13 protein-coding genes are annotated in these 22,827 nt (G+C 44.1%); 8 read left to right on the top strand and 5 right to left on the bottom strand.

Annotation, left to right across the window (positions count from 1 at the left end):
• Positions 1–24: 24 nt before the first annotated feature.
• The 8 genes from BLP33_RS17325 to BLP33_RS17360 all read left to right on the top strand — a co-directional run bounded on the left by BLP33_RS17325 (position 25) and on the right by BLP33_RS17360 (position 16,299).
• Positions 25–927, top strand: coding sequence for an AraC family transcriptional regulator (locus BLP33_RS17325; protein ID WP_090531406.1), 903 nt, complete (start codon positions 25–27; stop codon positions 925–927).
• 39 nt (positions 928–966) lie between these two features.
• Positions 967–2,766 (top strand): DUF885 family protein, encoded by a 1,800-nt coding sequence (locus BLP33_RS17330; RefSeq protein ID WP_254780178.1) that lies wholly within the window; start codon positions 967–969, stop codon positions 2,764–2,766.
• A gap of 50 nt (positions 2,767–2,816) precedes the next feature.
• Positions 2,817–4,250 (top strand): APC family permease, encoded by a 1,434-nt coding sequence (locus tag BLP33_RS17335; protein ID WP_090531408.1) that lies wholly within the window; start codon positions 2,817–2,819, stop codon positions 4,248–4,250.
• 28 nt (positions 4,251–4,278) lie between these two features.
• The gene (locus BLP33_RS17340) at positions 4,279–6,501 is read left to right on the top strand and encodes a putative Ig domain-containing protein (protein WP_090531410.1); all 2,223 of its coding nucleotides are present in this window, start codon (positions 4,279–4,281) and stop codon (positions 6,499–6,501) included.
• 195 nt (positions 6,502–6,696) lie between these two features.
• Positions 6,697–8,181 (top strand): aldehyde dehydrogenase (NADP(+)), encoded by a 1,485-nt coding sequence (locus BLP33_RS17345; protein ID WP_090531412.1) that lies wholly within the window; start codon positions 6,697–6,699, stop codon positions 8,179–8,181.
• Positions 8,182–8,271: 90 nt separating this feature from the next.
• The gene (locus tag BLP33_RS17350; RefSeq protein WP_090531414.1) at positions 8,272–9,675 is read left to right on the top strand and encodes an aminopeptidase P family protein; all 1,404 of its coding nucleotides are present in this window, start codon (positions 8,272–8,274) and stop codon (positions 9,673–9,675) included.
• A gap of 650 nt (positions 9,676–10,325) precedes the next feature.
• Positions 10,326–12,623, top strand: a complete 2,298-nt coding sequence (locus BLP33_RS17355) for a S9 family peptidase (protein WP_090531416.1) — start codon at positions 10,326–10,328, stop codon at positions 12,621–12,623.
• A gap of 97 nt (positions 12,624–12,720) precedes the next feature.
• Entirely contained in the window at positions 12,721–16,299 is a 3,579-nt protein-coding gene (locus tag BLP33_RS17360; protein ID WP_090531418.1) for a family 43 glycosylhydrolase, read from the top strand.
• Between the two features lie 94 nt (positions 16,300–16,393).
• Here BLP33_RS17360 and BLP33_RS17365 read toward each other — a convergent pair whose 3' ends face one another.
• The 5 genes from BLP33_RS17365 to BLP33_RS17385 form a co-directional block, all read right to left on the bottom strand.
• The gene (locus BLP33_RS17365; protein ID WP_175490047.1) at positions 16,394–17,299 is read right to left on the bottom strand and encodes a PepSY-like domain-containing protein; all 906 of its coding nucleotides are present in this window, start codon (positions 17,297–17,299) and stop codon (positions 16,394–16,396) included.
• 246 nt (positions 17,300–17,545) lie between these two features.
• Positions 17,546–18,166, bottom strand: a complete 621-nt coding sequence (locus BLP33_RS17370) for a tetratricopeptide repeat protein (RefSeq protein WP_090531421.1) — start codon at positions 18,164–18,166, stop codon at positions 17,546–17,548.
• Positions 18,154–19,332, bottom strand: a complete 1,179-nt coding sequence (locus tag BLP33_RS17375; protein WP_090531423.1) for a tetratricopeptide repeat protein — start codon at positions 19,330–19,332, stop codon at positions 18,154–18,156. Before BLP33_RS17375 ends, BLP33_RS17370 begins: the two co-directional genes overlap by 13 nt.
• The gene (locus tag BLP33_RS17380) at positions 19,314–21,470 is read right to left on the bottom strand and encodes an urea transporter (protein ID WP_090531425.1); all 2,157 of its coding nucleotides are present in this window, start codon (positions 21,468–21,470) and stop codon (positions 19,314–19,316) included. Before BLP33_RS17380 ends, BLP33_RS17375 begins: the two co-directional genes overlap by 19 nt.
• Positions 21,467–22,822, bottom strand: coding sequence for a type III PLP-dependent enzyme domain-containing protein (locus BLP33_RS17385; protein ID WP_090531427.1), 1,356 nt, complete (start codon positions 22,820–22,822; stop codon positions 21,467–21,469). The genes BLP33_RS17380 and BLP33_RS17385 overlap by 4 nt, the downstream gene beginning before the upstream one ends.
• Between the last annotated feature and the right edge of the window lie 5 nt (positions 22,823–22,827).

Below are 22,827 nucleotides of genomic sequence, written 5' to 3' on the forward strand. Positions count from 1 at the left end.
CAACAAGTGATAATCAAGTAGCAGATGAAAGTTTTACAATTTACTATCCCGGTTCCGCACGATAAAAGTGTGATAGCAGAAAAGGTTAGCTTGCCTTACCATTACCCCTACCTGCACCGTCATAAAGAAATTCAGCTCACGTGGATCCAGCAGGGTGAGGGGACTTTGATTGCAGGAAATAATATGCATGATTACTCTGCAGGCGATTTGTTTTTAATAGGCGCCAACCTGCCGCATGTGTTTAAAAGTAACCCCGAATATTTTGCGCCCAATGCCAACAAGCAGATAGAGGCGCTTACAATATTTTTTAACCCGGAAGGGGCTTTGGCACCGCTGTTTAATTTACCTGAGCTTAAACCGAGCCTCATATTTATGCAGCAGCATCAACAGGGTTTTAAATTACCGCATTCTGTTGTTGACAAAATATCGCAGATCATGATCGCATTGCAAAAAGCTTCCGGCCCTGACCAGTTGATCCAGTTTTTTCATCTGCTTAAAGGGCTTACCAATATCAAAAGCAAATTGGATCCTTTATCAACCTATGGCAACCTGCCGGGGATAACCGAAAATGAAGGGATCAGGATTGGTAATATCTATAATTACATTATGCAGCACTACAGTGAGCCTATTACGCTTGAGGACGTTGCTAAGGTGGCCTATATGACGCCGGAGTCGTTTTGCAGATATTTCAAAAAGCATACTGGTCATACTTTTATTTCGTTCCTGAACGAGATCAGGATCAACGAGGCCTGCAAAAAATTGATTGCCCATAAATTTGAAAGTATTAACACCGTAGCTTACAAGTGCGGTTTCAAGAGTATTACTAACTTTAACCGGGTATTCAAATGCGTAATAGGTAATTCGCCACGTGGCTATCTCGACTCATACAACAACAATCTGATAAGCCTGAACAGGGCTGCAAGCTAATAGCTACTTTAATTTTCTTACCTCAAACCAAAATATATCGTGCTAATTAATACTAAAACAACCATAAAAGGTTTGGCTCTTTACGCCCTTACTATTGGTACCCTAACCGTTAAAGCGCAGACCGCTCCTGCCGGCAATTTGTATGAGCAAAGCAGCGAAGTAGCGGGTACCATTATCAGATACGGGCAGGATATGAACGCTATTCATGACTTTTATTCGCCGTATAACGTTAATGATCGTGCCGAAGAACAATACAAACAGGATGTCATTAACTCGCCAGAACAACGTAAAAGATTAATTGAGGTTGACAATGATTATCTGAAACAGCTGGAGCAAACCGACTTTAATGCCCTGAGTATTTACGGCAAGGTTGATTATATCCTGTTGAAGAAACGCATCAACTTTGATCTGAAAGATCTGAAGAAAGAAGAAGGCCTGTATAGTCAGGCTGCTAAATACATTTCATTTGCCGATGAGATTTACGCGCTTGAACAAAAGCGCCGCCGCGGAACGTTTGTTGATGGCGAAAAAGTTGCTGGCGACCTGAACAAGATCCTGAAAGAACTTAAAGCAGATACGACGGCATATCGTAAGCTTCCGTCGGTAGATATGCCTATAGCAAAAGTTACCAAAGCTGCATTAGTTGGTTTAAAAGGTCGTTTAAAGGACTTTTTTGGGTTCTATAATAAATACGACCCTTCATTTACCTGGTGGGTACCTGAACCTTATAAAGCCCTTGATAATGCGCTGAACAGGTACAGTGAGCTGGCTATAAGCAAAGGAAAGTTGAACACCAGCCAGAAAAGCGATAGCAGCGGTATAAAAGGTGTGCCCATCGGCAGGGAAGAGTTGATCAATCAGCTGCAAGCCGAAATGATCCCTTACACGCCCGAAGAGCTTATCAAGCTTGCCAACAAAGAGTTTGCCTGGTGCGATAAGGAAATGCTGAAGGCATCGCAGGAAATGGGTTTTGGCAGCGACTGGAAAAAAGCGTTGGAGAAAGTAAAAAACAGCTACGTGCCGGTAGGTCATCAGCCCGAACTGATTGTTAAATTATATAACGATGCGCTAAGCTTTATCAAAGAGCGCGACCTGATCACAATACCGCCACTGGCCGAGGAAACCTGGGGCATGGTAATGATGTCGCCGCAAAGGCAATTGGTTAACCCATTTTTTACCGGTGGCAAGGAAATCAGCATCTCGTACCCAACCAATACCATGCAGTATGAAGACCGACTGATGAGCATGCGCGGCAACAACCCTTACTTTTCAAAGGGGACGGTGCAGCACGAATTGATTCCCGGTCATAACCTGCAATATTTTATGAACAGCCGTTACAAAGCTTATCGTCAGGATTTCGGTACCCCATTCGCGGTTGAAGGCTGGGCTTTGTACTGGGAACTTTTACTCTACGATAAAGGGTTTGCCAAAACACCTGAAGAACGTGTAGGTATGCTGTTCTGGCGTATGCACCGTTGCGCCCGCATCATATTTTCACTTAACTATCATTTAGGTAACTGGACTCCACAGCAATGTATCGACTTTTTGGTTGACCGTGTAGGTCATGAAAAAGCCAACGCCGAGGGTGAAGTTAGACGCTCATTTGAGGGAGGCTATAGTCCGCTTTACCAGGTGGCATACCTGTTAGGTGGTTTGCAGTTGACAGAATTGAGGAAAGAACTGGTTGACAGCGGTAAAATGACCTACAAGCAATTCCACGATGCCGCCATTAAAGAAAACCTGATCCCGGTTGAAATGTTGCGCGCCACGTTAACCAACCAGGCATTAACTAAAGACTTTACAACAAGCTGGAAGTTTTACGACTTTGGGACTAAATAATTAAACAGCATCGAAAGCTATCAGCTTTAAGCTTTCAAAAAAACTTTTTTATGGAGAACAGCACTTCTTTTAAGCCTTCGTTGCGGTTGATGGATGCCACCATGCTGGTGGCGGGCAGTATGATTGGCTCCGGTATTTTTATTGTGAGCGCGGATATTACCCGCAATGTGGGCAGCGCAGGCTGGCTGCTATTTGTGTGGCTCATCACCGGTTTTATGACCCTAACTGCGGCCTTAAGTTACGGTGAACTGAGCGCCATGTTCCCAAGAGCAGGGGGGCAGTATGTTTATCTGAAGGAAGCTTACAGTCCTTTGGTGGGCTTTTTATACGGATGGAGTTTTTTCACGGTAATCCAGACGGCTACTATTGCGGCCGTGGGCGTGGCCTTTGCCAAATTTACAGCTTACCTCATCCCCCAATTGAGTGAAAGTCTTGTTGCTATTGATCTGGGCTTCGTTACCATATCACCGGCGCAACTGCTTTCAATCCTGGTGATCGTATTTTTAACCTATATCAATACCCGCGGCGTTAACAGCGGAAAAATTGTGCAAACTATTTTCACCATGGCTAAGCTGCTGAGCTTGCTGGGTTTAATTGTGTTTGGCTTATTTGCTTTAAAAGCTTCGGTATGGAATGAGAACTGGAAAAATGCCTGGAGCATGCATAGCCTCAGCGCTAATGGTTCCATTGCTTCTTATACTACCATTGCAGCCCTGGGCGCAATAGCCTCGGCCATGGTTGGCTCCATATTCAGCAGCGACTCATGGAATAACGTAACTTTTATTGCCGGCGAGATCAAAAATCCGAAAAGGAATATCGGTTTAAGCCTGGCGCTGGGTACACTGATCGTGACGGTGATTTACATTTTAACCAATGTAATGTATACTGGTGTGCTTTCCCTGCATGATATTGCCAGCGCCGATAAAGATAGGGTAGGCGTGGTTGCTTCGCAGCATATTTTTGGCAGCTCGGGTACGGTGATCATTGCGCTGCTTATCATGGTATCAACCTTTGGCTGTAATAACGGACTCATCATGTCGGGAGCGAGGGTTTATTATTCGATGGCTAAAGACAGGCTCTTCTTTAAAAAAGTAGGAACGCTGAATAAAAACTCGGTACCGGGTTTTGGTTTGTGGTTGCAATGTGTGTTTGCCTGTTTGTGGAGCCTGAGCGGTAAATACGGCGATCTGCTGGATATGATCTCCTTTGTGGTGGTGGTTTTTTATGTGCTTACTATCATCGGGATTTTTATACTCCGCAAAAAAATGCCCAATGCGGAGCGGCCTTACAAAGCTTTCGGCTACCCGGTATTGCCTGTTATTTATATTATCATGGGGATCGCTTTTTGCCTGTTATTGATCAAATATAAACCGGCCTATACCTACCCTGGCTTGATCATCACTTTAACAGGCATCCCGGTCTATTACCTGATAGGCGGCAGCAAGCAACGCAAGACTGCCGAACTCCCGGTTGAAAATTTGTAGGCCCCGGGGACATTCACTAAATCAATTCATGAAAAAGATCTTATCGCTGCTATGGCTTATGACTATCGCCATAGCAGCTTTCGCTCAAAACGGAAATTTTATTAAGCTGGGCATTGCAAAGTTCTCTACCGGCAATGATGCCGCCTGGAAAGAAGCTGCCTTCAACGATACCCAATGGAAAAACATCAAAGTTGGTGACGTTTGGCAGGAGCAGGGCTATCCCGATTACCACGGCTTTGCTTGGTACCGGATTCATGTGGTAATTCCATCATCGTTGAAAAAGCAGGCGGTGTGGGCCGATAGTTTGCGGGTATTCCTCGCCCATGTTAATGACGTTGACGAAACGTATTTTAACGGCAAACTGATTGGTAAAACGGGAGCGTTTCCTGAAGATAAAGGCGGTTACATAAGCAAATGGCCTGCCGTGCGTAATTACTGTATTGCGGCAAATGATCCGGCTATTAAATGGGACGGAGAAAATATCATCGCCATTAAAGTGTATGACGGCGGCGGCTCGGGCGGTATTTTTATGGGAAGCCCTTATATTGATATGCTGGAGAAATTTGACGGCATTGTCTTTACTCAAACCGACATTAGCTTTTTACCCAATGCACAATCTGTTAGGAAATTAACTGTAGGTAATAGCTTTAGAACCAGTATCACAGGCAAGTTTCATTATAGGATCATTGACGAGGTAACCGAAAATACAATCGCCGAAAAAACTGTAAACGCAAATCTGCCACCGTTGGGTAAGGAAACCTATACGCTTACCTTCCCGCATCGTGAGGGGATCAAGCTGTTTTATGAATTTACTGAAAGCGCGTCCGGCAAGACTAAAGCTTTTGCTGAGATTGCCCCGTATCTGCTTACCCCCAAAGTATCCCTTAAACCGATGATCAATGGCGCGGAAGTTTTAGGCGTACATCCCGGCTCACCGGTACTTTATAAGATTGCGGCAAGCGGGCAAAAGCCTTTAAGGTTTACAGTTAAAAATCTGCCTCAAGGTTTAAGCTTTAATCCTAAAACAGGCATCATAACCGGTGTTGCACCCAAGGCCGGCGACTACCGGGTATCTGTTTCTGTAAGCAATACTTTAGGGAAAGATGGAAAAATATTAACCGTTAAATCGGGCAAACTGTTGGCACTTACCCCGCCCATGGGCTGGAACAGCTGGAACTGCTGGGGATTAAACGTAAGCGACGAAAAAGTAAGGCTTTCGGCCAAAGCCATGGTTGATAAAGGGCTCACAGAATACGGCTGGAATTACATCAACGTTGATGATGGCTGGCAGGCTCCCGCAAGGCAACAGGATGGAGAAATAGCAGCGAACGAAAAGTTTCCCGACATGAAAACACTTGGCGCGCACCTGCATCAACAGGGATTGAAATTTGGTATTTATTCATCGCCTGGCGCTAAAACCTGTGGCGGATACCTGGGCTCGTTAGGGCATGAAGGGCAGGATGCTGCCACCTATTTTAATTGGGGCGTAGATTATTTAAAATACGATCTATGCAGCTACTCCGATCAAACTGCGGGTGATACAACGCTTTTCGCACAGCAAATGCCATACATGGTCATGCGCGATGAATTGGCAAAGCAACCACGGGATATTATTTACAGCATTTGCCAGTACGGTATCAAAGATGTTTGGAAATGGGGCGCAAAAATGAATGGCAACCTGTGGCGTACCACGGAGGATATCACCGATACCTGGGAAAGTTTGTATGGCATTGGCTTCAGTCAAACCAATAATGCAGCCTATGCCGGACCGGGAGGATGGAACGACCCGGATATGCTTATTTTAGGCAGGGTAGGCTGGGGCGAAAACCTGCACCAAACCAACTTAACGCCTTATGAGCAATATACCCACATGAGCTTATGGAGCCTTTTATCGGCACCCCTGCTTATTGGCTGTGATATGGATAAGCTTGATGAGTTTACCCTCAACCTGTTAAAAAATCGGGAGGTAATTGCCATTGATCAGGATGTGGCAGGCAAGCAGGCCGAGAGGATGATCAATGATAAGCAAATCCAGGTTTGGGTTAAACAGCTGGCAGATGGCAGCAAAGCCATAGGCATCTTTAATCTTGGTGAAAAATACGCAAAGTATGATCTGCAGTTTAAAAGTATAAAACAGGGTAAGGCCAAAACAGTGCGGGATCTCTGGCAGCAAAAAGATCTCGCTAAAAATGTTGTCGCTGTTTCCTGCAACATTCCGCCGCATGGGGTAAGGTTTTATAAATTGATGTAAACAAGACCGTTGCCCACGCGTTGAGTACTGTATCGCTTGACCGTTTTTTAATCTGTTTTGAGATTGTGTTGTATAAATAAGATAAAATCCTGCTATAACTGGTTAGGAATCTTCAGTACATATCATAAAAGGTTAAATATATTTGCTTGCGCAAAATAATGGCGTAGGCCCTCGTTTTTTACTAAAATATCTGCCATGGCTAACAACTTTAAAGAAGAAAGCACCGAAGAAATAAATATCATTATGCAGCAATCGCAAAGCGCGTTTGAGGCTTACCAAAAAACAAGCGCCGAACAAAAGGCCCTGTTTTTAGAAGCTATTGCTGATGAAATAGAAGCAGTAGGCGATGCCCTGTTGCATAAAGCAGCTGAAGAAACTAACCTTCCTTTACCCCGTTTAACCGGCGAGCGTGCCCGTACCACCGGTCAGCTGCGTATGTTTGCAGGGATGCTGCGCGAAGGCAGCTGGGTTGAGGCCAGTATCGATACCGCTTTGCCCGACAGGAAACCGTTACCTCGCCCGGATCTCCGCAAAATGCTTGTCCCACTGGGACCGGTTGTTGTTTTTGGCGCAAGCAATTTCCCATTTGCGTATTCAACCGCAGGTGGCGATACTGCAAGTGCTTTGGGTGCAGGCTGTTCGGTAGTAGTAAAAGCACACCCTGCCCATGCCGAAACTTCTGAAATGGTTTATCAGGCTATCAAAAAAGCTATTGTAAGCAGCAATATGCCTGAGCATGTTTTTCAACATGTACATGGTACATCCTTTGAAAGCGGTAAAGCATTGGTTCAGGCAGATGATACCGCTGCAGTTGGCTTCACCGGTTCAACTGTTGGCGGTTTAGCCCTGCTGCAATATTCGTCTGAGCGTAAAAAGCCTATCCCTGTATTTTCAGAAATGGGCAGTATCAACCCGGTTATATTTTTACCGGATACTTTAAACAAAAACGCAGCCGATCTCGCTGCGCAATATGCAGGTTCCATTACTTTGGGTGTTGGCCAGTTTTGTACCAATCCGGGCTTAATGCTGGCTATTGAAGGTGAAGGACTTGATAATTTTTATAAGCTGTTAGGTAACGGTATTGAAGATATCAAACCGGCCAAAATGCTGCACGCCGGCATTCATTCGGCTTACGAGAAAAAGAGCCACGCTGCCCTGGAACAGATTGGTGTTACCAGTGTTGTAAAATCCACTACTGAAGCCGTCGACATCGAAGCGCAGCCAACTATCGCCCTGGTAAGCGCCGAAACTTTCCTTGAAAATCACCTGTTGCATGAAGAGGTATTTGGCCCGTACTCATTAATGGTAAGCTGTAAAGACGAGCAGGAACTGATCAAAGTATTGAAATCAGTATCCGGACAGTTAACCACCACTGTAATGGGTACCGACGAAGATTTTGCAGGCCATTCAAGCCTGTTACAATTATTGCCGACCATAGCAGGCAGAGTATTGTTCAACGGTGTACCAACAGGTGTTGAGGTTTGCGCCAGTATGGTGCACGGTGGTCCGTTCCCGGCCACTACCGATAGCCGTTTTACCGCGGTAGGTATCAATGCTGCTAAACGTTGGGTGCGCCCGGTTTGCTATCAAAACTGCCCGGATGCTTTGTTGCCTTTAGCTTTACAACAGGCCAACCCAACTAACATCTGGCGTTTATTTGATGGCGAGTGGAAGAAATAGTGGGCCGTTAAACATCATCAGATAATCAAATTTAAATTATACTTGCACATGCCGGTTCCTCAACAGAGCCGGCATGTTTAATTTTGCATTATGAAACTTCAACTTTTTGATCAGCAGGTTTACGTACAGCGCCGTAATGTTTTAAAACAAAGCATAGGTGCCAATGGCATCATCGTTTTGTTAGGAAACGAGGACAGCAGCATGAACTATAAAGACAACACCTACCTGTTTAGGCAGGATAGCAGCTTTTTATATTATTTCGGACTTGATGTAGCTGGTTTGGCTGCCATCATTGATACGGATACGGGCGAGGAAGTAATATTCGGCAATGATCTCACTATTGATGATATTATCTGGACGGGCACTTTGCCATCTGTTAGTGAAATGGCCGCGCTGGTTGGCGTTTCGCAAACAAGGCCTTATGCTGAGGTAAAGCACTATATCCACAAGGCGGTTACCGGCAGTCGCCCGGTTCATATTTTGCCACCATATCGCCCGGAAAATAAAATCAAGCTGGCCGATTGGCTAAACACGAGTCTGGAAGATGTAGCCGGTCGTGTTTCACTGCAACTGGTAAAAGCGGTAATAGCCCAAAGGGTGATCAAAACCCCGTTGGAGGTTGCTGAAATCGAAAAGGCGGTATCTATCAGTGTTGATATGGAACTGGCAGTAATGAAATATGCCCGCCCAGGTATCAGGGAGTATGAACTGGTTGCCAGGGCGCATGAAGTGGCCATTGCCAATGATTCACGCTTAGGTTATCCGGCAATCATCACCAAACATGGCCAAACGCTGCACACGCACTATTACGGTAATATCCTGGAAGAGGGTGATATGGTACTAAGTGATATCGGCGCCGAAAACGCCATGCACTACGGCGGTGATTTGACCCGTACCTTCCCGGTAGGCAAGCAGTTCAGCACCCGCCAGAGAGAGCTGTATGATGTGGTTTTGAATTCGATGGATCATGCCATCAGTATGCTGAAACCGGGCGTACGCTACAAAGATGTACACCTGCAAGCCTGCCAAAAACTGGCCGAAGGCCTTAAAGCAGTGAACCTCATGAAAGGCGACCCGGCCGAGGCTGTTGCAGCCGGGGCACATGCTATGTTTTTCCAATGCGGCTTAGGCCACATGCTGGGTATGGATACCCATGATATGGAAGATCTGGGCGAGCAATATGTGGGCTATACCGAAACTTTGAAAAAGGAAACTGCTGTTTTCGGCCTAAAATCATTAAGGCTGGGCCGTGAGTTGGAAGCGGGTTATGTGCTTACCGTTGAGCCGGGTATCTACATCATTCCCGAACTGATTGACCGCTGGCAAGCCGAAAAGAAATTCGCTGAGTTTATTAACTACGATGTGCTGAATACTTATCGTGATTTCGGCGGTATCCGCATTGAAGACAACTTTTTAATAACAGACACCGGTAGCCAGTTATTGGGTAAATATTTGCCTAAAACACGGGAAGAAATTGAGGCGTTGAGGGGATAAAACAAGTTAAAAGTACGGGATTGTGCGATTCCCCTCTTGAGAGGGGCGGAGGGGTGTGTTTCTGCTGTGATAAGCCAATCGCATAAACACACCCCTGCTAACGCTCTTTCCGCCGCGCCCCCTCTCAAGAGGGGATTTGAAAAACGTTCGCACGGTCAAGCGTCCACGCTTGATCGTTTGCTTTTATTGGGCGTCCACGCTCGCATAAACGTTAAAATAAGTAAACGTGGACGCTTGCTTTAAATTTAATTCAAGCGAAGGACGCTTGAACTTGCATAAGATTTTTTTAAATCCTTTGTTTGTTTAATTTCTAAAGCTGTCGGCCCACCCAACTTCAACTGAGCGGTGGATTTAGAGGTAACCCTGTCTGTTGATTAATAAATTGATTTTCAGTTGTTTGTAATATAAAAATCGAATTTCTGTTAACCCTGTTAACCCCCTCGACTACCTTAAGTTGCCGGCTTTGCCGTGGGCACTTAGTTATTTTATAATTCAAGCGAAGGGCGCTTGAACTTGCAAAAGGGATTAACCAAACAAATCGGTCCGCATCCAAAAGCCGCGGGCTGATTTGTTAAATGCCTGCTATGATGTGTTAATTTATGTAAATATAAACTGGTGGTGTTAGGTAACTTTACGCAACACTATAACTTATGACAAGATACCACCAATATTTACTGTTAACAGTTTTTTTAGCAGCTGCAGGTCAATCAGCCAAGGCCCAGCAAAAAGCTACTCCGTATTACCCCACTCACGCAGAAGTGCTGCAAAATTATAAAACAGCCGATGCCCTTGATTCAGCCTTAAAGAAGATTCCGATTATCACCGGCGTCAGGCCCAACTGGCAGGCTGGGGGGAATGAATTCTGGTACGGTAAAAAAACTGCTAACAACCAAACAGCTTATATTTTGGTTGATCCTGAAAAGGGAACAAAGAAAACCATTTTTGAAAGCAGTCAGTTAAGTAATGAGGTAAGCAAAGCAACAGGCAAACCTGTGAAAGATGGCGGCTTCCGTATTGAAGATATGTTTTTTAGTGCCGATAAAAAGCAGGCAACATTTAAAACAGGCGGTACCTGGCTCAAGTGTGATTTGGGCACATTGCAATGCATTAAAACTATCGATACGGTACATCAAAGTTATGATAACGAGAAACCACTACAGGAACGCCATTACCGTTGGGAAGGTGTTAGCGCCGATTCTGTATCGCCCGACAAACAATGGGTTGCTTTTGTAAAAGGCGGAAACATCATCGTTAAATCGTTAAAAAACTCAACGGAGATCAAGTTAACTACCGATGGTAATTTAGATAAACCTTATGGCGAACTGAGCTGGTCGCCGGATAGTAAGCACATTGTCGGTTATCGTATCGACCCTAAAAAAATTAAAGAGGTTTATTACCTGCTGAGTTCGGTACCGGGCACCACGCGGGCGGTGTTGAAATCACATGAGTATGATCAGCCGGGCGATGAATTTACCTCGTATCAGCAATATATATTTAACATCGCTGATAAAAGCGCGATAAAAACCGATGCCGAAAAGATAGATTTTTTTGGTGCGCCGCGATTGCATTGGCGCGATGGCGACAGCCGCTATTTTATCTATGAAAAAGCAGATCGTGGTCACCAGCGTTTCAGGGTTATTGAGGTAGATGTTACTACCGGTAAAACGCGCAACATCATTGATGAAAAAACAAATACTTTTATTTATGAGCAAAGGATCTACACTTATTACGCCTCAAAAACGCATGAGATAGTGTGGATCACCGAGAAGGACGGATGGCGTCATATTTACCTGGTTGATGAATTGAGCGGCAAAGAAAAGCTGGTAACCAAAGGCGATTGGGTAGTACGTGATATTGACAGCGTTGACGTTAAGAAAAGGCAGATCTGGTTTAAGGGAAGCGGTAAAAATGCAGGTGAAGACCCTTATTTCATGCACTATTACCGCATTGGTTTTGATGGTAAAAACCTTGTTGACCTAACGCCCGAAAAAGGCAACCATAGCCTAAGCTTTTCGCCCGATAGAAAATATTACATCGATACGTATTCGGAAGTTAATATAGCTCCCCGCATTGTAATAAAAAACACAGCCGACCTGAAAACGGTTATGGAGCTTGAACATGCCGATTTGACCGGTCTTTTGGCCACAGGTGTTAAACTTCCTGAAGTGTTTGTCGCCAAAGCAAGGGATGGCAAAACCGATATCTGGGGTGTGGTTTATCGCCCGGCCAATATGGATCTCAATAAAAGCTACCCGGTAATTGAAAACATTTATGCAGGTCCGCAGGATTCCTTTGTACCTAAAAGCTTTTCGGTTGTTAACGAAATGCAAAGTATAGCCCAACTGGGTTTTATTGTAGTACAGATGGATGGTATGGGCACAGCCAACCGTTCCAAAGCGTTCCACGATGTATGCTGGCGCAATCTTGCTGATGCCGGTTTTGCTGATCGTATTTTATGGATGCAGGCGCTCGCTGGCAAGTATCCACAGGTTGATATCAGCAGGATAGGTGTTTACGGAACATCGGCAGGCGGGCAAAATTCGGCAGGCGCATTGCTGTTCCATTCTGAATTTTATAAAGCTGCGGTATCTGCCTGTGGCTGTCATGATAACCGCATTGATAAACAATGGTGGAATGAGCAATGGATGGGCTACCCGGTTGGCCCGCATTACGAGCAGCAATCAAACATTACCAACGCCGGTAAATTGCAGGGCGATTTGATGCTGATAGTAGGTGAGGCCGATAACAATGTTCCGCCTGAATCAACTTTCCGTTTTGCGGATGCGCTGATCAAAAACAATAAAATGTTCGACCTGCTGGTGGTGCCGGGTATGGGCCATAGCGATGGTGGCCCTTATGGTCGTAAAAAGAAACGCGACTTTTTTGTAAAGCACCTGCTTAACGCAGAGCCGCCTGCAAGAAACACGGATGAGTTAGCACATAATTAAATAAAATCCTCTACATGTATTTTAATATTTGATAAAGGGTAGTTAGCTTTTGGCGTTGTGCCTTCAGCTTTTAGCTTTACCGATGTAACAAGGTACAATGCATAAATTTCAATTAACGGTTTTTCTTTTCTGGTATATGTGTTTGGCTGTATTAAACAGTTCTGCACAGCAACAATCAGCAACAGGACCGGGTAATGGCAACCCCATTATTCCCGGCTACTTTGCCGACCCAACTGTACGCAAGTTTGGCGATACCTACTACATTTATGCTACCACCGATGGCAATGGCGGCGGGCACGGGCCATCACAGGTTTGGACATCCAAAGATTTTGTGAACTGGACCATGCATGATATGAACTGGCCAACCTCCAATTACTATTGGGCTCCCGATGTAATTAATGGAAACGACGGCAAGTATTATATGTACTACTGCCAGCCTGTTGATATCTATGGCGCATCGTCAACAAGCCCCACCGGACCCTGGACTCCCTTACTGCCCGACGGCAAATCGATGATCCCCAATTATTTTATCCCAGGGGTGATTACGCTGGATGGACAAACCTTTAAAGATGATGACGGCAAGATCTATATGTTTTGGGGTACCTGGGGCATCTATCCTGATCATGGCTGCGGTGTAGGCTTGTTAAACGCAGATATGCACACCTTTGCCAAAACAGCAAAGATCCCCAATACTATTGCCAAAGATTTTTTTGAAGCGCCTTTTATGTTTAAACGCAAGGGCATCTACTACTTTACCTATTCATCCGGTCTTTGTGAGGATTCTACTTATCAGGTACAATACGCCATTAGCAAAACCGGGCCGATGGGGCCATTTGAGTTCGGCAAAAATAGCCCAGTGCTGAGTACCAATGCTGATGGAACTATTCACGGACCGGGCCATGAGTCGGTAGTGCAGGTTGGGGATGATTTTTATATGGTGTATCATCGCCATAATAACCCGCACTCCAACGGGGGCTATCACCGGCAGGTTTGCGCGGATAAGATCGTGTTTGATGCCGAAGGCAATATTGAAAAGATTGTTCCTACCCATCTTGGAGTTGGGCTATTAGGAAAAAGTACTATTAATGCTCCCGACGAAGCTTATCAAAAAAAGGTGACAGCCTCATCTTTTTACAACGAAAATTATAAGCCATCATTTGCACTTGATAACAATAACGGCACCTTATGGAAACCTGCCGATAACAGTCGCAAGACGGCTTGGATCACCATCGATTTAGGTGCGATAAAGACCGTGCAGCAGGTATTAACGCAATTTGAATATGCAACGTGGTACTACCAATACCTTGTAGAATCATCGGTAGATGGCAAAAACTGGAAGCCTTTTGCTGATAGAACAGAGAATAAGCAACATGGCTCGCCGATGGTAGATTCAGGAAATGCGCAGGCCCGGTTTATACGCTTAACAATTACCGGCACAGAATATCCGGGTTTATACAAAGCGATTTGGAACGTAAAAGTTTACGGCGAGAGGGTAGTAACTGGCAACGTTGATCCTGTTAATAAAAAAGAAATATCAACGGCTGTAGTTTCAAACGAGAAAGAAGGTTTATTGGTAAACCTAAACGCCGATAATTTTCAGGCCGGCGAAGCGGTAACCCAATGGGTTAACAAAGGTGCCTTGAGCGGTAGTTTTACTGCGAATGGTAAACCTCCTGTTATTGATATCATCGCTGGTAAAAAGGCATTGTTGTTTAACGGTACGCAATCGCTTGAATCAACTGTAGCCGTACCCCGGTCGCTTGCCGGCAACAACAGTTATACTGTATCGTATGAGGTTTACGCCGATCTGATCAAAGATGAAAACCCGGTATTAAGCTGGACAAACGGCGAATCAGATCATCGCAGCGCTACTTTCGGCTATGGAAGCAACCGAACTGCCGGCGCTGTTCAGCATTTTGGTGTTTCCGACTTTCAATACAAAACAATGCCCGCTGCCGGGAAATGGCACCAGGTTGTAGTTACGTTTGATGGATCGTTCGAAAAACTATTTGTAGATGGCGAGCTGAATAATGCAGAAAACAAGATGCTGTTTTTACAGCTTGCAGATAAATTTATCATCGGTGCAAAAACAAACCGTTCGGCTTATTTTTCAGGTGCTATTTCCTCGCTTAAAATTTATAATCAACCGCTGGCCGATAGTGTGATAAAGCAATGGGCTTTACACCCTGCCAAATCAGATATCTCCCTTTACCTCGATGCCGCAAAACTTAACTATGGTCCGCTTCAAAAATGGATAAACAACGGAGGTGCAGGCGGGGCGTTTCAATCTGCTAATGGGCGGGCAGCAGAAGTAAGGGATATTAAAGGAAAAATAGCTGTTAGTTTTAATGGCAAAAGCCCGCTTATGTTTAATAACGATGTTGCTGTTAATAGCGAAGAAGGTTACAGCGTAGCATTAAGCGTTTATCAAAGTGCATCAACGCAAAACGGTTCGATGCTGAGAGCACAATCGTTGAAAGAGCCTTTCATCAATGCCGGTGAATATTTAGGTACGGGCAAATGGCACTATGTTATAAAAGCTGTTAGCGGAAATGTCGCTAAATTATATGTAGATGGTGCTCTGGTTGCAACAACATCAAATACAGACAAGCTCACCGGCAAGCTTTTACTGGGCGATGGTTTTAATGGTGCGGTATCTAATCTTGTGGTCTATAAACATAGCTTATCATCAGCAGAAATTAAACAATTGAGCCTGGGTTGGAAACAGAACTATCATCCGCCTATAGCAGGTTCGTTTGCATTTAAAGCTGCTCCGACGGCTGTAACACCCGGCATGGTTGAAATGGAGGCGCCCGAATATGCTTCTGTAAAATCAAACCTGCAATATGATTTTATTAACGAGACAGATAACCGCAAATCAAGCGGCTGGCAGGCTAATCCGCATTATATCAGCTACGGGCTTAAGCCAGATAAAAACTACAGCTATTCATTTAAAGTAAAGGATAATTACGGTAATGTAAATTCAAAAACAGCGGCTTTGCCGGTCAGTACATCTTCAGGGTTGTTTAATGTCGTTACGGACGGATTCCCGGTTAAAAAGGATTTTGTGGTCGATGGCACAACCGGCACAATATGGAATGGTTTAATTAGCGGCGGGGATAAGCAGGAAGATAAGGTATTTATCGGCGACAACGTGTTAACCCTGGAATCAAAAGGTTCAAACTGGGACGGTAACTTGCCTTATGGGCCATTTTTATACCGTAATGTTTTGGGCGATTTTGTGGCCGAGGTAGAAGTAGCTGACGTAAGTGGCCTTAAGGACAAAAAGGTGGCCGGTAACAGTGATATGGGCTTGATGGTACGCAAAGCAAAACGACCCGGTACTGAAGGCAGCGAAAACCTGATCCAGAACAGTATTTTTCCGGCCTGGAATTGTGGCAACATGCTCACCAATTTTAAAACCGGCGACCGGATGCAAACCAATACCCAAACCGGCTGGAATTATAACCGTTATCTGCAGATCCAAAAATCGGGCGACGTATTTTACATCAGGAGCAGCAACGACGGCATACATTGGACCGATCTGCCCGGAAGCCCGGTTGTTAGGCCTGATTTAATTGGTGCTGATCTGCAAATCGGCCTTTACCATAGTACCTACGGGCCGCACCGCTCGTATGTTAAATTCTCCAATTTTAAATTCATCAGTAGGAAATAAATATGTAATCCGCTGTTTGAGGCTCTGAAATTAAGCAAGTAAGCCATGTTTAATTAAAAACATGGCTTACCAACAGCGCTATAATCTTGATTGTTTAGTGGATAGGCAGGACTCTGACAAATGTACCAGACGCATTAAAAATTAAAGCGTATTTGGTATTGTTTGATGTAATCAACACAACGTAACCTTGCAGGGTTCCGCCGGGGCTTTCAGAAAATGCTTTATCAAATACGTAGCCCGGATAAGTAGCAGTAAGATAAGTGGTAATAGCAGCCGGTAAGTTAGCTTCAGCTACTACAGCATGTTTTAAATCGTGTTTTTCTATCTGAATACGTTTTACAAGTTTGCCTGCCGCGGTTACCGTTGTTGAGTAAAGTACCCCGTTCTGGCTTATCAAAATGTATACGTTATCAGGTGCGATAGAGGCATGCAACAAAGTATCTGTTGGATAGGTTGTTGAAAAATAGCTGCTTACAGCAGCAGGAAGGGCCGAAATAGCAATGGTATCGCGGTGTTTACTGTCACGATTATCAAAGAATCCGCCTAAGTGCCATCCTGGTCCTTTAAGGTCAACACCTTCGCGTTGCTCAAGGATGCTTACAAACGTACCAGCAGCAGTGAATTTGAGGCCAACCAAAGCGCTGTTGTATTTGATAACTACAATGTAGTTGATAACTGTTTTAGTACTATCAGTAATGGAGTATGCTTTTTTGAATGTATAACCGCTGTAATTAGCTGTAAGGTAAGTGCCGATAGCTGTAGGTAATGTGCTAAAAGCAACGGAGTCTTTGGTATCATGCTTGCCATAGCAGCCAACCATATAAACGCTGTCGGTAGTAGTTCCGGACGATGCAAGGCTAATAGCGATGGCGCCGGTTGATGTGACGGCTGATGACGAAACGCTGCCGGCCGAAGCTGATTTTGAAGCGTTTTCCTTTTTACATGATGCCAGGCCGATTATTGTGCCGACCATCAATAGTGAGGCGTAAAATGATTTCATTTTCATAGAATTAATTTAAATTGATAATTAGCGCTGCCTTTTTTCGGACAGGTTTAATTAAAATTAATTTGGAAAATCGGGCCGTCGGGAAATGTGTCGACAAATGAGTGATTTAAATCGACGTATGAAGAATATGTTTTTTGTTGTAGAGACGCATCACATGCGTCTTGCGCATGAAGGTATTTAATGCGCAAATTTGCTGTCGGAGACGCATGTGATGCGTCTCTACGAAAAATTTAAACCGGGCTAATTACATCTGGCTAAGCCATCGGTGCTGGAAGCATCAGCAGGTTTGATGATCAGCGCTTTTTCAAAAAAAGGTTTTGCTTCCGATTTTTTTCCAGCCATAAGCATCGACCAGGCCAGCATATGGTTGCCGTCATAATCAAAAGGATAAAGCGTTACTACTACCCTGAAAAGCTTAATAGCGGGTTCGTATTGCTTACGGTTATAATAAATTACGCCGGCCCAATAATTGGCCTGTGTGTTTTGAGGGTCTATTTTCAGGATAGCAAGATATTGTTCCAGCACTTTATCCCAGTTTTGCAAAAAGGAGAGCGGCTTTATATAGCCAAACTTAGCCTCAATAGCGCCGGGCTTCAGGTTAACTGCTTTTTGATAATAGGTTTGCGAAGCAGTGTAGTTTTTATTGAGGTAATGAAGCCAACCCAGCCTGATGGCTATCTCATAATTATTTTCCGAATAGTAGGGGTAAATATCGGCAATGGCAGCAACGTAGTTTTTGTTTAATTCATTGGTATAACTGTTGTGAAAAGCTTTTTGAAGCACCACATTTGTCTGTGCCTGCAATTGTGCTGCAAATACAAATAAAAAAATGGGAATAAAGGTCTTCTTTAAAATTTCCATGTTATACCTAACGTAACAGAGTTTTGGTTATAGTTAACAGCACGGTAAATGTCTGTTTTCTTTTCATAAAAGTAATTTAAATTCAATAAGGCATGGTTACCTAACTGATAAAAAACGCTTTCACCGCATTTAAATTTTGTAGGATCGATGGCGTTATACACATAAAGCCCGTCTGCATCCAGGTAATCATCCTGGTTGCCAAAAGTAGCGGCTGTTTCCAGCCACGTTTTGTTTAACACTTTAAATCCCACCGACTGGCTATAAATGAAATGCGTTACTCCGCTTAAATTCAGTACCGATGCCCTGCTTGTGGTGTATAAATTCAAGTTTCCCAGTGGATAAAAATCCACTTTGGCATCATATTGTTTTAAGGTTTTATTAATGAGTTTGCCCAAATTAACATCGCCCTGCAAATCAATGTAGCGGGTATCATATTTTATTCCTAACAGCCCAAGGTTACTTTGGTAAATATTGCTCCGGTAGCTGGTGTGTAAATAATGGTACGCGCCAAGTAAATTGATGTTTTTAGTCAAAGAATATTTCGCTTTAGCATAATATTCAAACTGGCGGTCGGTTTTGCCTGTTTGGTTAATGTAATCAATATAGCCCGATCTGAATATATTCTGTTTGAAAAACATAAATGATTGATCCAACTGCAAACGCCACGATAATCTTAAACCGATACCCGCGCGTTCAAAAAAGCCGTTGTCGCGTTCGTGGTTATTCGGCAATTTTATGCCGCTTTCTAAAACCGCATCAGTTAAACCAAAGGGTGATAACTTGATAGCACGCAGGGTTGCTGTGTCTAAATGCGATGCATTGTAAAACGCGGTGTTATTGTTGTTGATATAGGTGTTGCAGTAGTAAGCATACAAATATGCAGTGACATTTTGGGGCTCTTTAAGTAAAACCCGGTTAAACTGATAGATGGCCGCTTTATAATTACCGGTAAGCATATAAGCATACCCGGCCTTAAAGCGCAAGGTAGGAGAGTCTACACTTTTAGCAACCGATTGATTTACAAACCTGATAAGTTGTTTCCAGTTGCCGGCATTGTACAATTGTTCGGCGGTACTATCGGCCGTGGCAAGTTTATTATCTTGTGCACGGGTTACAAGAGCAGCAAATAGCAAGGCAAAAAGTATGGTTAATTTTCTGTACTCCATTGTGCTTCAATATGCTGACCGTTTGTATTTATAATGAGGGCTTGCAGGCTGCTATGATCTACAAAAATGGTTGCCTCTGTAAGGGACAATGTTCTACCTGCAATTTCCTGGTATTGTTTGGATACAATGTTTAACCCTGTTTTTTTTAACTGTATCCCGCTTTTATATTTTATGCTGATGAACCGGTAAAAAGGCGCAATAAAATCCTGCAGGCAAAGCAATGTTTTGTTATGGGTAAGCGGTACCGGGAACTCATCATTAGCCGGGCTATACCCGGCATCGTTAAAAATAACTTTATATGCGGCAAGGTAAAAATAGTGGAGGAGCGACGTTTTATCGCCATAAAAGCTGGTGAAGTAAAACATAGTTCCATTGTTAATAAAATAAGCAACGGCACCTGTTGTTTTGCAGTAGATGTATGACTGTCCTAATTCATCTTTAAAAACTTCCCATTCTTCGGTTGAGCCGTTTCCGTTAACTAATTTAGATACGAAGCCCGGTTGCAGGTCGAATGCTTTTTTGAGTGGCGTATTGATTTCGGGGTTGCTTATTAATTCGTTTTCATTTGGGATATTGTAGCTTACAAAGATGGTTTGATCAGCTTTTTTGGTAAAATAATAGGCGAGCGGATAAGGCAGTGTTTTAGATCCTATATAAGGCGTAGCCTGCAACTGGAAATGCAAATGCGGCTCGGGCGACCGACCCGAATTACCGCAGAAACCCAGCAGATCACCTTGTTTTACGGTATCGCCGGGTTTAACTTTTACAGAGTTTTTTTTGAGGTGCGAGAGTTTGGAATAAAGCCCTTCGGCGTGGCGTATCACTACGGTGTTCCCCCAGTTTTCCTTCAGGTTTTCCTCGCCTATGTCGTTATCTTCTACATGGTTTACAACCTGTTCTACAATGCCGTCGCCGCAGGCCAGTACCGGCTTATTGAAACAATAAAAATGTTCAGGAAGGGTACCGGGATGCTGAAATGTTTTTTGTTCATCATCCGTAATCACAAAATCAAGCGCCTGGCCCCATTCGCCTTTGTGGGTAATGCTACCATTATAACCCTGCGAAACCGTCCAATAGCCCATAAACGGCAAATTGAGCCTCATGTATTTCAGATCGTTCAGCCTGTTTTGCAGGTTTAAAACATGGTAAAGATTTTTTTCGGGCGAGTAATGCTGTGCTATGGTTAACTGCAATTTGGGGTGATGACCGGTTAACTTTAAAAAATAAAGCAGGCTGATATTAAGCACGCAAAACGGTAATGAAAAAACAGGCAGCGCATGCAAGGCCATGAGTGTGGTAAGGGCATTAATGAGTATGAAACCCAAGGGGATGCAAAGAATTGCCAGCAGGTAAGAGCGTAACGATGGGATGGTGAAAAAGCTGCTGATGGCCATTGAAGCCATCATTAAATTGGCACCAAGGTGGTAATAGCTGATACCCTCTGGGTAGGTATTTGTGATGTTGTTAAACCCGCAGGCCGTTAAAAAGCTAATGATAAGCAGGCTGAATGCAATGCGCGAATGTACAAGTATCCCTATAGCAATAAGCATTCCGGTTATGATATTATGCTGAAATAGAATTGCGCTCAATGAACGGAAAAATAAGCTCATCAGTTTTGGTAACGTTGTGGCAAGATAACCTTCGGCGCCGGCCAGGTTACCCGGGCCAGTGTAAATTTCTTCGAGCAGGGAGCTGCTTTTTTGTGATAATCCAGTGTTGAAGATGCTGTTGGATGCCAGCAGTACAAGCCAGAAAACCAGGATAAATGGCAGTGAAAGTATAGGTAAACCCGGTTTACTCATGCGCTTTGACATAATGATGGTAGCAAGCACTACCAGGCAACAGGCAACCACTAGCCAGGTCACAAACATGGCGTTAACCTGGAAAAAAGCGCCAAATGCTATCCCTGATAATAAACTGTTAAAGCTGTAAATTCCTACCCGGTAATCTTCGTTATCCTGGTTTAACAATTTTGTTATCAGCAAAGAGAAAATGACGCAACTCAATCCTGCAAAGCCGGATACCGGATTGAAAAATGATACCAGCAGCAAAATAATCCCCAATACCCGGTTTTGCGAAAAAAACAGCACTGAATAAGAATTGATAATGGTTTTTATGAATGCTGGAATTTGCTTCACTTGTTGTTATTTAAATGAGCGGGTACTAACTCTGGTTCGGCAGTATATTCCAATGTTTCGTTTTTGCGGATGAGATGCGTACGCAACTTCTCATCTATCAACACAACAGCAGGCCTTAAAGTGATGAATTGCATCCATTGGGTCATGTTGTAAGCGCCAACCTTGTGCACCACTACCTGGTCGCCGGGATTTAGCAGTGGCAGGTTAATGCTTTCCCTGATCACATCAATGTTCATGCAAAGCGGCCCATATATCACCATGTTTTCGGTATGTGCAGCAAAATCCTGAGCAGGGCTTACCTGGTGTTCGTACCAAAAAGATGTGAACAGGATATTGACCCCAAAATCAACAATGGTGGCGCCTTTGCCATTGGCTAAACGTTTGTTGGCGATAACAGTGCCCAACAGGTAACCGGCGTCATCTATCAAAACGCGTCCGCTTTCCAGTATCAGCAGTGGTAGGTCATCATTGGCAAAGCCAAAATTGAGCAAAGCTGAAGTTATGACTTCAGCAAAGTCATCAATCGTCGGCACGGTATCATTTCCCGGCAGGTAAGCACCTTTCAATGTATTGGTTGAGGGGAAACCGCCTCCCAGATCAAGATATTCTATTTTATGATTAAGCTCGGTCTGGCAGCGAACAGCCAGTTCGGCCAGTTTATTAGCTGCTATACCAAAAGCATCGGCAGAGAGCATATAGGTACCGATATGGCAATGCAGGCCCACCAATTGCAGACTTCCCGAGCCTGTGATCTTCGTAACTGCCGACCAGGCTTCTCCATTTTCATAGTTAAAACCAAAGCGGTCCCAAAGTGGGTAAACGCCGGTATCCATATTTATACGGATGGCCACACGCGGTTTATTGACCATGTTTTTACCTAAAGTAAGTAATTGGTTAAGCTCATCAAAATGATCAATATGAATTAGCGAATCATGTTCGATGGCCAGCTGTAAATCATTGATGGACTTGCCCGGTCCGTTAAAAATGATCTTGTTGCCCGGTACGCCATTACCTAAAGCTTTACGATATTCAAAGCCTGAAACTACCTCGGCCCAACTGCCTTCCTGGTGAAAAATCTGACAAACGGCGTTGAGGTAATTGGTTTTATAGCTCCATGCAAATTGTACTTTTGGGTAGCGGGTACTAAAAGCGCGGTATGCAGCCCGGTAGTTTTTGCGGATCTGTTTTTCGGACAATACGAACACCGGCGAACCGTAGTTTTCGATAAGGCTTTTTACAGAAACGCCATCGATGCTTTTAACGGGCTGCACCCCGGTGCGGGAGCCGAATTTGTTAAGGGCACCGGCCTGTAGTTTTTTTATATATGGTTTCTCGTATGGCAGCTTTTCCATCGTTA

The organism is Mucilaginibacter sp. NFR10, assembly GCF_900100445.1.
Lineage (GTDB): Bacteria > Bacteroidota > Bacteroidia > Sphingobacteriales > Sphingobacteriaceae > Mucilaginibacter > Mucilaginibacter rubeus.